General features: G+C 61.9%; 7 protein-coding genes. All 7 read right to left on the bottom strand.

Annotated features, from left to right (window positions below; all coding sequences use genetic code 11):
• Nucleotides 1-13: 13 nt before the first annotated feature.
• Nucleotides 14-703, bottom strand: coding sequence for a type 1 glutamine amidotransferase domain-containing protein (locus D0B32_RS07810; protein ID WP_117333278.1), 690 nt, complete (start codon nucleotides 701-703; stop codon nucleotides 14-16).
• A gap of 142 nt (nucleotides 704-845) precedes the next feature.
• Nucleotides 846-1,688 carry an SDR family oxidoreductase gene (locus tag D0B32_RS07805; protein WP_117333277.1) on the bottom strand — a complete coding sequence of 281 codons (843 nt, stop codon included), beginning with the start codon at nucleotides 1,686-1,688 and terminating at the stop codon, nucleotides 846-848.
• Between the two features lie 251 nt (nucleotides 1,689-1,939).
• Nucleotides 1,940-2,575, bottom strand: coding sequence for an SDR family oxidoreductase (locus D0B32_RS07800; RefSeq protein ID WP_117333276.1), 636 nt, complete (start codon nucleotides 2,573-2,575; stop codon nucleotides 1,940-1,942).
• Nucleotides 2,576-2,802: 227 nt separating this feature from the next.
• Entirely contained in the window at nucleotides 2,803-4,032 is a 1,230-nt protein-coding gene (locus tag D0B32_RS07795) for an MFS transporter (RefSeq protein WP_117333275.1), read from the bottom strand.
• Nucleotides 4,033-4,183: 151 nt separating this feature from the next.
• Nucleotides 4,184-5,089 carry a LysR family transcriptional regulator gene (locus D0B32_RS07790; RefSeq protein WP_117333274.1) on the bottom strand — a complete coding sequence of 302 codons (906 nt, stop codon included), beginning with the start codon at nucleotides 5,087-5,089 and terminating at the stop codon, nucleotides 4,184-4,186.
• 18 nt (nucleotides 5,090-5,107) lie between these two features.
• Nucleotides 5,108-6,133, bottom strand: coding sequence for an aldo/keto reductase (locus D0B32_RS07785; RefSeq protein ID WP_117333273.1), 1,026 nt, complete (start codon nucleotides 6,131-6,133; stop codon nucleotides 5,108-5,110).
• Between the two features lie 317 nt (nucleotides 6,134-6,450).
• A complete protein-coding gene (locus tag D0B32_RS07780) occupies nucleotides 6,451-11,988 on the bottom strand; it encodes an ATP-binding sensor histidine kinase (RefSeq protein WP_259294909.1) in 5,538 nt (1,845 codons plus the stop codon).
• Nucleotides 11,989-12,006: the final 18 nt, after the last annotated feature.

Below are 12,006 nucleotides of genomic sequence, written 5' to 3'. Positions count from 1 at the left end.
TTATTCAGGTATCCTACTTGCCAAGTTGCTTGAGTTTGGCCAGCAGAGCTTTCGCACCCGGCCCCGACGACGCCGGGTTCTGCCCTGTGATCAGTAACCCATCTTCCTGCACATAAGGTTGCCAGTCGGCGACGCTCGAATATTTCCCGCCCTTGGCCTTGAGTTCATCCTCCACCAGAAACGGTACGACCTTCGTCAGGCCCACCGCTTCTTCCTCGGAGTTGGAGAAGCCGGTGACCAGCTTGCCTTTGACGAGCGGCTCACCGTCCGCCCCCTTCACATGACGCAGCACGCCCGGCGCGTGACAGACGAGCGAAACCGGTTTGCCGGCCGCAATCGTGCTTTCAATCAAACTGATCGACACGGGGTCTTCGGCAAGGTCCCACATCGGGCCGTGTCCGCCGGGATAGAACACGCCGTCGAACGCGTCGTGAGTCACGTCCGCGAGTTTCACGGTGCTCGACAGCGCAGCTTCCGCCTCTTTGTCCGCTACGAAGCGCCGCGTCGTGTCGGTCTGGTTGGCCGGTTCATCGCTCTTCGGATCCAGTGGTGCGCGCCCGCCCTTGGGCGACGCCAGCGTGAGTTGCACGCCCGCATCCTTGAACACGTAGTACGGTGCGGCCAGTTCTTCCAGCCAGAAGCCGGTCTTGCGACCCGTGTTGCCCAGTTGGTCGTGTGAAGTCAACACCAGCAGAATCTTCATGACTACCTCCTTGCCTTGGTCGTTTAGGAGCGTCGAGGACTGCCCGAATGGAACCGTCTTTTCGACGCGATGATCGGAACTTCGTAACGAACGTCTGCCGCGATGGCTGTGTCCCATGCATACGCATGAGTGCCCTTACGCATCAGACGGGAATGTCCGCAGCAGCGTTGGGATAACGGGGATACCAGTGATGTTCGACACCAAGGGTTCGAACGTCGTATTCGACGTCGCCCTGATAGCGCGGTGCGTACTTCGCGAAGGCCGCCTCGATCTCGCGCCAGCGCGCGCCGATCCGCACGAAGTTGAAGGCGTGCGACACGATGTAGAACTGGCCGGCCAGCAACTGCTTCATGACGATCTCGGCGTAGGTGTCGGTGGGCATGCCGTCCTGCGTTTCTCTCGCAAGTTCGGAACGCACGAGGCCCGGACAGATGAGCGCCACCTCGATGTGCTTCGGCACCTCTTCGCGTAGCGCCACCGTCATGGCCAGCACGCCGTGCTTGCTGACCACGTATCCCGCGCCTTCGGGAATTGCGTTGAAGAACGCGTTTTCCGAGCCAATGTTGTAGATGGCCGCCGGCGTGCCCTGCGCGATAAAGCGCTTGCCGAACACGGAGACGCCGTTCCATACGCCGAACAGGTTGACCGCAAGCACCTGTTGCACGTCCTCGGGCTTTGCGTCGATCACGGTCGAAGGAATCGGCCCAACGCCGGCATTGTTGACGATCACGTCGACGCGACCGAACTTCGCCCATGCGTATTCGGCCAACGCCTCGACCTGATCGCGCTGCGTGACATCGCATTCGAAAATATCCACTGCGGCGGCTTCCGGCTTTAGCGCCTGCGCAGCTTCCTCGAGGCGATCACGGTGGATCGCCGCGATCAGGATAGAGGCCCCGTGTCGGGCGAATTGTTTGGCGAGGGCGAAACCGATACCGGTTGCGCCGCCTGTGATGACCACCACCTTTCCATTGAAATCCTGCACAGCGTGTCCTCCGCGAGACCAACGGTTGCGGTTTCAGAGTCGCGGTGTCAGGGCCGCGAGCTCGCTCCGCACAGTGCATGCGTTGTTGCCGGGGCAGCGACGCACTGTATGAAGCAGGTCTCATTCTGGAGCACGAGGCGGGGACGCTTCTTTTCAAAAAGCGGGGAATTTGTTGTTTCGCACAGAAGGTATTGAAAGAATTCGTGGCATGCAGCGCGTCCCGATTGCGGCTGGAGACGCGCACCACTGCGCTACAGGCTGGCGAGCGCTTCGTTGATAAGCACACTGCCGCCGGTGAAACCGATCACCTTACGAGCCAGGTCCGCTTGCAGCGCGCGCAATACGACTGCGGCAACGTCTTCGCGCGCCAGCGCCTGATGCCGGGACGCCGCGTCCGACGTGATCTGGATGGTGCCGACGCCGGGGTCCATGGTCAATGCGCCAGGCCGCAACACAAGGTAGTCGAGTCCGCTTGCCACCACGTAGTCGTCCGATTCGCGCTTCATCTGGGCGTAGTGCCGCAGCGCTGCGGGAGCCTGTTCGGGATCGTACGCGGCCAAGGCGCTGATTACGATGAGGCGGCGCACGCCGAGCCGTTTCGCGTAGTCCGCGGACGCGATGACCGCATCGCGATCAATCTGGCGTTCCTGCTCCGCGCCTTCGGATTCCGCCGAGCCCGCGGCATAAATGACGGTCTGCATGCCTTCGAACGCCTGCGAGAGATCGGACGTGAAATCGCCAATCACGGGCGTAGCACCGAGCTGCACGAATTCGTCGCGCTTCGCCGCGTTACGAATCAACGCACGGTAGGGCATGGCGGCGGCATGCAGTTTTTCAGCGATCAGCCGGCCCGTGCGGCCGCTTGCTCCGAGTAACAGGATGCTCATGTTCTTTCTCCTTTAACGTTGTGGGACCGTATGGTCATGTCACATGGTCCACACGCGCCGCCGCATTGCATGCAGGAACGCGCCAGCAAGAACTTTAAAGCATACCGTGACAAAGAGAACCGCAAACCGTCGTGCCTGCCCGGCGTGGTTTAGCATCGACCGTCGAGACTGGAATTCGCGGAGGGGCTTTCACACGTCGCCAGCAGCAAGCACAACCGCAGCCACATTCAGACCGTCACGACCTGCCCGGCCCGCTGCAAGCTCACGACGAACACGATCAGACCCGCCAGCGTCAGCACAAAACCCACCCACACCGTGGATAACAGGCCCAATCCTGCCCCGACCGCCGCGCCGCCCGCAGCCGCGCCGATCGCATTGGCCACGTTCAGCGACGCGAGGTTCATTGCTCCCATCAAGGTGGGCGCTTCCGGCGCGAAACGCGTCAGGCGAACCTGAATGGCGGGGATGGCCGTCATCATCGTGAGGCCGACGCCGAACAGCATCGTCATCAGCACCCACTCATGCGCACCGAAAACGGCCAGCACAGCCAACACCACGAGCGCGCAGCCATAGCCGAGAATCAGGCCGGCCGCAGCATGCAGATCTGCGAGCCGGCCGCCGATCAGATTGCCGATCGTCATACCGACGCCGAATAGCGCGAGCGCCACCGGAATGCGTGACGGGTGCAACGACGCCACATCCGTTACCAGCGGCCCGATAAAGGTGTAAACAGCGAAGATACTGGCCACGCCAATCGCCGCGACCAGCATGGTCGTCCACACGCGGGGTTTGCGTAGCGCGCCGAGTTCCTGCGCGAGCGGCCCCCCATTCAATGCCTCCGTGCGCGGAATCCAGGCCCACAGCGCGAGCAGCGCCAGCATGGCGAGCACGGCGACACTCACGTAGGTTTCGCGCCAGCCGAGATGCTGGCCAAGAAAGGTCGCCAGCGGCGCACCCACGATGGTGGCCACCGTCAGGCCGAACATGACGATGGCAAAGGCTTTCCCCGCACTGCCCTCGCCGACGATGTACGACGCCACCACCGCACCCGCGCCAAAATATGCGCCCTGCGGCATGCCGCTAATGAAACGTGCGACCGCCAGCATGCCGAGATTCATCGCTGCCGCAGACAGCAGATTGCCCGCGACGAACAGCGCCATCAGACACAACAGCAAATGGCGTCGATTGAGTTTCGCCGCCATCAGCGTGACCAGCGGCGCACCGATCACTACGCCAAAGGCGTAGGCAGTGATGGCGTCGGTTGCTTTCGCAAGGCTCAAATCCAGACTCGCCGAAAAAAGCTGGATGATGCCCATGCTCGCGAATTCCGAGGTGCCGATACAGAAACTGCCCAGCGCCAGGGCAAATAACGTCAGGCCACGCTTGCGCGCTTCGGCTTCTTTGGTGCAATGGACAGTGACGTGCTCGCACTGCATTTCGTAGGCTTTTTCGAGCATGGTCTTTTCCGCTTCGACGTGGGCACGTCTTCAAGATAGGCAGGCGGCCCTGAACGTGCCGCAGGCCGTTCGCATTGACAAGGCGCTCGATCGAGCAATTGCTGCGCGCCCGCTCGCGCGTTGCGCGCAAACGGCGCCCACCTCATTCAAATCATCCCGGTGTAACCAGCAGTTCCTTCGTCAAGACCTGCAGGAAATCCAGAAAGCAGCGCGTGCGCAGCGACAGCTTGCCGTGGCGATAGTAGACAGCGTGCACGGCCTGCAGATTTTCGGTCTGCAGATGCGGAATCACTTTGACGAGTCGCCTCGCGGCCAGATCGTGCGCGATCATGTAACCCGGCAGGCAGGCAATGCCCATGCCCTGCAACGTCAACTGGCGCAGCGTCTCCGCGCTGGAGGCGCTGAGCGTCGGCCTGACCGGCAACGCGCGGCCGCGCTCGTGCCGCACCGGCCACACATTCAGACAGTCCGGCTCGGTGAACCCCAACAGCGCATGAGTGGCCAGCGCCGCGACGGATTCGGGATATCCACGCAGCGCGAGGTACGCAGGACTCGCCACCACATGCGACTGACTCGCGCCCAGCGGACGGGCCCGCAAGGTCGAATCGCTCAGCGTGCCGATGCGAATAGCGATATCGGTATTCTCCGCGAGCAGATCCACATCGAGATCACTCGTGTTGAGTTGCAGCTCGATGTCGGGATACAGGCGGCTGAATTCGCCCACGCGCGGCGCGATGACGTGCAGCATGAACGCCGTGGCCGCATTGATGCGCAGCTTCCCCGCGGGCACGTTCAGGCGCGAAGCGAAGCGTTCCTCGAAGTCGCCCATGCGCTTCAGGATGTCGCGGGCGTCTTCCAGAAACACCACGCCCTCTTCGGTGAGGTGCATGCGGCGCGTGGTGCGGTTCAGCAGGGTCGTCGCAAACTTCTCCTCCAGCCTGGACAAGGTGCGGCTTACCCCTGAAGCCGCGATGTTGAGTCTTTGCGACGCGGCCTTGATCGAGCCCGATTCGACCACGCTCACAAAGACGGTCAGTTCCTCCGAGTTGGCCTTCATTGACGCGTCCCGTCGAGTCTAGCCTTCCCTGTCGATGGGCAGCGGCGCGTTGGCGCCCACCATGCCCTGCGCACGCATTTCGCGCCAGAAGTCGGCTGGAATCACTTCCTTCACTGCGGCCTGATCTTCCGCGATGCGATCAGGACGGCTCGCACCTGGAATCACCGCGGCGACCGCGGGATTGGCGAGCGAAAACTGCAGGGCCGCCGCCTTGATGCTCACGTTGTAACGCGCCGCAATGGCCTTGATCAGCGCTACCTTGGCGAGAATTTCCGGCGAGGCTGCCTGATATTCGAAATTCGCGCCGCCCGCCAGCACGCCCGAACTATAAGGACCGCCCACCACGATTTCCGCCTTGCGCGCCGCGGCGGCAGGCATCAGGCGCTGCAATGCGCGGTCGTGATCCAGCAGCGTATAACGGCCTGCGAGCAGAAAACCGTCGGGCTGTGCTTCTTCGAGATCCAGCGCCAGTTCGCAAGGCTCGACGCGGTTCACGCCAAGCCCCCAAGCCTTGATCACGCCTTCATTGCGCAGACGCGTGAGCGCACGAAACGCGCCTTTGCGCGCGGTATCGAAGACGGTCAGCCATTCGTCACCGTAGAAATCCTGGGCTACGTCATGCACCCAGACAATTTCCACGTGATCGGTCTTCATGCGCTTCAGGCTGTCGTCGATCGAACGTAACGTGGCGTCCGCCGAGTAGTCGTTGACGATCTTGTTCGGACGGCCAAATGCAAACACGCCGCTTTTCTCGCCCAGATTGCGGGCGCTGACGTCCTCGACTTCATCAAGGATCACGCGGCCCACCTTGGTACTGATCACATACTCGCTACGCGTGTGCTGCGCCAGCGCTGCGCCTAGACGGATTTCCGCGAGACCCGCGCCGTAGAACGGTGCGGTGTCGTAGTAACGCACGCCCTGCTGCCAGGCCGCGTGGACCGTCGCCTGCGCTTCTTCTTCGGGGATGTTGCGGAACATGTTGCCAAGTGGCGCAGTGCCAAATCCAAGCAAGGTTCCGGCGGGCAATTTATCCTTGATGCTCATTTAGCTGCTCCTGAGATTCAAACATACGCGCATTGAATGGCAAGGCATCGGCGACCCTTCGTGGATTCTCACCACCTGTCGCGCCGCTTTTTGCCGGCTGGTCTCGCCGCGCGAGCACCGGTGCGCTCACGTCTTCTTGATGATCTTTGGACTCCGAACTAGCCGTAATGGTCTAACTGCGACGTCAGAGGTGATTGTGGAGCAAGGCGGCACACACGCGTATTCTGTTTCCGCGACGATTTGCGCGTCCGCACGTTTTTGCAGGCCAGACGTATTAAATCGCGCGCGAGGCGTGCATGAGGCGTGTATGCGAGAAGTCAGCGCCCCGAACCCGCCACCGTCAGTTCGAACTGGAACGCCGCGCCGCGCGGCTCGTTCGGCTGGACGCGCAGCGTGCCGCCATGCGCTTCGATAATGGAGCGGCAGATGGACAGGCCCATGCCCATGCCGGTTGCCTTGGTGGTGTAGAACGGCTCGAACACCCGCTCGACGTCGGGAACGCCGATGCCTGGCCCCGTGTCGCTCACCGCCACGCGCACGCAGTCGGCACCGCACGCGCTCGTGGCGATCGTCAACTCACGCGCACCGTCGGGCGTACTGTCCATTGCTTCGACGGCGTTCAGCATCAGGTTCATGATGACCTGCTGCAACTGCACGCGGTCCCCTTCCACGGCAGGCAACGAACGCTCCAGCTCGGCGTAGACCGATACGTGCCGCTTCGCCGCTTCGCCGCGCGTGAGCGCAATGACTTCGCGGATCGCGTCGTTGATCCCAAAGTGCTCCTGGCGGGCCGGCTGTTTCTTGACGAGCGCCCGCAGTCGGCGAATAACGTCGTCGGCGCGATTGCCGTTTTTCACGACCCGTGCCAGCGAAGCACGCACTTCTTCGAGATTCGGCGGTGACGCATCCAGCCAGTGCGATGCGGCCTGCGCGCTGAACACGGCCGAAGCAATTGGCTGCATGATTTCGTGGCTGATCGACGCAGTGAGCTGGCCTAACGTGGCGATGCGGTTGGCGTGGGTCAGTTCGATTTCGATCTCATGGAAGCGCCGTTCGTTTTCGCGCGCAATCGCTTCCACGCGTTTTCGCTCGGTCAGATCGACGACGAAGGCCACCAGTTGCTCCGGCGTGCTGGCGAACGTCGCCGCGCCGATCATCACCGAAACGCGGCTGCCGTCCGCGCGGAAATATTCTTTTTCGAGCGGTTTGAGCACGCCGTTCTTGCGCAGCTCGGCAATCGCGCGCGTGTCCTCGTCGTGCCATTCCTCGGGGGTGAGCCGTGCGCAATCCACGCGGCCCGCCGCCAGATCGTCCCTGCTGTATCCGATCATGCTCAGGAAGGCGTCGTTGGCCTCGTAGATGGGCCCTTGCATGTCCCAGATGAACACGCCGACGATATTCGCGTCCACCAGCCGCCGAATCCGCGCTTCCCGCTCGGCGAGATCACGATACAGTCGCGAATTCTCCAGCGAGATGGCCGCTTGCGAGGCCAGCGGCTTGAGCACCGCCATGCGGCTCGTGGTGAACGCATGCGAGGCCAAGCTATTTTCCAGGTACAGCAAGGCGATGGGTTTGCCTTGATGCACCAGCGGCATGCACGCCACTGAATGCGTGGGATGATCGACGAAATAGCGGTCTGAAGAAAACTCGTGCTGCACCGATGCGTCGTTGAGGATCACATTCTCGTGCGTTCGCAACGCATACTGCGCCATCGAGACCGGCAAGCGGTCGAATTGCAGCGGTTCCCTGCGCAAATTGACCCTCACCATATCGCCCACCGTTTCCGCTTCGGCTTCGATATGCAAGCTGGCGTCATTCCCCACGATCAGCAGGCCGCGCCCCGCCCCCGCATGGGCCACCGCGGTACGCATGACGGTCTGGATCAGATTCTCCAGCACGATCTCACTCGAAATGGCCTGCGACACCTTGAGCACCGTCGCCATGTCGAGGTGTTCGACCGGTGCTTCGATGCTGCTCACCACCGGCTGCTTGTCGTTCTGGTGCGAAACATGCGGGTACAGTTCGTCGAGTTGCTTGAGCTTGCCCCGTGCACCCCAGCGCGAATACGCATGGCGCGCGTTTCTCAGGTACATCTCGGCGATTTCCGCCAACCCACGTTCCGCGTAGAAGCGTGCCGCGACCTGACAGGCCACCCCTTCGTTGTGGACGAAACCGTTGGTGCGGGCGGAACGGATGGCGAGATCGTAGAGTTGCTCCGCCTCGCTGAAGTCCCCCTGAATGCGGGCGATTTCCGCGCCAACCAGTGCGGCGCGGTTCTCGAAGTTTTCCGCGCAATGAAATGCCCAGATTTCCAGCTGCGCATGATGCGCGGCAAGCGCGCCCAGATGCGCGCGTTTGCCTTTGGCGTCGGCACTGTTCCAGCACGCAGCGTGACTCAGCGCGCCATAAAAATGAAACTCCGCGGTTTCGAACTGCGAAGTCGCGACCCACAGCAGGCGCTCGGCCTTCGCTTTGGCTTCCAGCGCTTCGTCGTATCGATCCGCGAAGTAGCGGGCCTGCAACTTGCGCGTCCAGTAGTCGAACGCAGGTAGCGCCAGACTGGCAGAGCTGGAGAGATTCAGCTCGAACTCTTTTTCGTCGAACTGCGCATCGTCGAACGAGCCAAAGCGCGGCGTGCAACCCGTCAGCGTGCGCACCAGCCCACGATACGTCGCGAGCATATAGCTCACCAGACGAAAGCGGATGCGGTCTGAAATGGCCACTGCCTTTTCGACTTCCACTTCCACGGTCCCGAGTGCATCGCCCACGGAGAAGAAGTTCTGGATCAGATCGCAGCAGGTATAGAGCGTGTAGGTGAGATCGCCCGTCTCATTGGCAATCTGGAACGCACGCTGTATCGGCTCACGGCCCTCGCGCACATGTCTCGCCCACGGCACCACGATGTTGCCAAACGAGGTATACGTGCGCGCCTTGAAACGCGTGAGATTGTGTTTTTCGACGAGACCGTAGCCCACCCGGCCGAAGCGATAGCCGGCTTCATATTGATCGAAGACGGGCCCCGCATACGTGGCGAGCCAGACGTAGGCGTAGCAGGATGCGTCGCCGTTGCCGTATTCGAGGCTCAGGTTGACCATGCGGCACAACACCAGCGCGCACAGGTTCTGATCCGTAAAGAAGGCGGGCGTGACGATTTCCGTCAGCACTTCCAGGGTATCGAGCACATCGGGATCGGCCAGCAGGGGTAGATCGATCAGGTCCTCGATCTGACGCCCGCCGAGCAACGCCGTGGTCCGGCCATATTCTTCCTGCACCGTCTGTTTCGCGGGATGCGGCGACCAGTCCGTGCCGGCTCGCCGCAGAAACTGCAGACAGATTTCGACGCTGCGTTCGCTCTGATCCAGCGTGGTGTACAGCGTGATCCGCAAACGCGTGACGAGCGCGCGGTCGTGATTCGTGTTGGCGCGCTGCTCGAGTTCGGACAGGCGCGTCTCCGCCGCCTGCATGCTGGCACTCAGCAGCTCGCACTCGGCCAGCAGATATTCGATGGAAAAGATCAGTTCGTAGTTCTGCTCCCAGTCCCGCTCCGACAGCAGCGCGCGCCCGGCCAGCAGATAGGTCAGCGCCGACGCATAGGCTGTCGAGGCCTTCGCGCGCCGTCCCGCGAGCAGGTTCAACGCGGCCACCTGCAAGCGTTCGGCACGCCGCGCAATCAGATGCGCCGCGCGATTGAACTGACTGACGATTTCGAAAATCGACTCCTCCAGTTGTGCGGCCGCCGTGTGCAACAACAGCAGCCGGCCGATGCGCAAGTGCATCTCGGCGCGCGCCTCCTCCGCGATCAGCAGGTAGGCCGCTTCCTGCACGCGGTCATGCAAAAAGCGGTAGGTGTTCTCCTTGCTGAGCACGAGTCCGCTGCGCACTGCATACGAAATCTCTTCGCGAATGTCTTCGTGCGACGCTTCGCAGATCGTCGCGAGCACGTCGAGCTTCGAGCCGTTGCCGATACTCGCGAACTTCTGCAAGGTGGCTTGCGTAGCGACCGGCAGACGAATCAGCTTGCTGATCATCAGGTCTACTACGTTCTCCGTATAACCTTTGGCGTTGATGCGGTTGAGGTCCCACATCCAGCGTCCGGCCGCGTGATCGAAACTCAGCAAACCCTCGTCAGCCAGTGAAGAAAAGAACTGCAAGGCAAAAAACGGATTGCCGCCGGTCTTTTGATGCAGCATGCGCGCGAGCGGCACGGCCTTGGTTGGCGGGCAATGCAGTGCGTCGGTCAGCAGTTGCTCCAGATGCGCACTGGCAAGCGGTGCGAGCAGAATCTCCTGCACCGGGGTGCCCGACGCGCGGATCGCTGCCAGCTTGCGCATGAGCGGATGCGTGGCGCTGACTTCGTTGTCGCGATACGCGCCAATCACCAGCAGATGACGCAGATCGCCGAGACTCAGCAGGTCTTCAAGGAAATCGAGGGTGGCTTTGTCGAGCCATTGCAGATCGTCGAGGAACAGTGCCAGCGGATGCTCGGCACGCGCGAACACAGAGATGAAACGCCGGAACACCAGATGAAAGCGCCGCTGCGCGTCTTGCGGCGAGAGCACCGGAACGGGCGGCTGTTCGCCAATCACCATCGTCAACTCGGGCACGAGATCGACGATCAGCAGACCGTTCGGGCCCAATGCTTCGCGCAGCGCCTCGCGCCACCCTGTCAATTCATGTTCACTTTTGCTGAGCAGCAAACGCACGCCCGCCTGAAATGCCTTGGCGAGCGTCGCATAAGGAATGTCGCGTTTGAACTGATCGAACTTGCCCACGAGAAAGATGCCGTTCTGTGGCACGAGCACCTTATGCAGTTCGTTCACCACTGCGGATTTGCCGACACCGGAATAGCCGACCACGAGGACGAGTTCGCTGGCACCGCCTTTCACGACACGCTCGAACGCGGAACGCAGCATGTCGAGTTCGACCTTGCGTCCATAGAGCTTCTCGGGCAACAGCAAACGGTCGGGGATATCGTATTGCCCGAGCGTGAACTCGACGATATGGCCATGCGCGTCCCAATCCGCCAGACAGTGCCGCAGATCGTGCGCCACGCCGCCTGCCGTCTGATAGCGGTCCTCCGCTGTTTTCGCCAGCAGTTTCATGACGATGGCGGAAATGGCCGGCGCCAGCGCCGGCAACAGGCTTTTCGGCGGCGCTGCCTGCCGTGCGATATGACAGTGCACCAGTTCCATCGGGTCCGTTGCGCTGAACGGCAGGCGCCCCGTCAACATGCGATAGAACACCACGCCAAGCGAATAGAGGTCGCTGCGCAGATCGATCGAGCGGTTCATCCGACCGGTCTGTTCCGGGGCCATGTAAGCGAGCGTGCCCGCAATGAACTGCGGCGGCTCCGGTGCCTGCCGCTCGCGTTGCAGCAGCGACGCGATGCCGAAACCGGTCAGACGCACGGCGCCACTCGTCCGGTTCACCAGAATATGCGTTGGATTGATGTCGCGATGCACGAGACCGCGCGCGTGAATCCGGCCCAGTGCCGTTGCGATGTTGACCGCGAGGCGCAGAAATTCAATGGGATCGAACGGCACCGCCAGCGATTCGAGCGGTTCGCCGTCCCAACCTTCGAGCATCAGAATGGTCTGGCCGCGATCGTGCAGCAGTTCCATCGGCCGCAAGGCGGCGGGACAATTCAGCACCTGCGCGAGGGAGCATTCGTGGGAAAGACGATCCATCACTTCAGGCGGTGGATGCGCCCGCGCGGGACGCACCAGCAACACCGATTCGTAGGTGCCGCCCTCCACCCGGCGACGCCCTCTGCAAACCACGTATGCGCCGTCCTCCCACTCGACCTGAAGCGGTTCGACTGCCACTGAATCCGGGGGCGAGGTCAGGAGGTTCAACGAACGATCCCTCAGAAG

This window comes from Paraburkholderia sp. DHOC27 (assembly GCF_003429005.1).
Lineage (GTDB): Bacteria > Pseudomonadota > Gammaproteobacteria > Burkholderiales > Burkholderiaceae > Paraburkholderia.
Note: the sequence above shows the minus strand (reverse complement) of the source record. Positions and strands in the feature narration are given on the sequence as shown.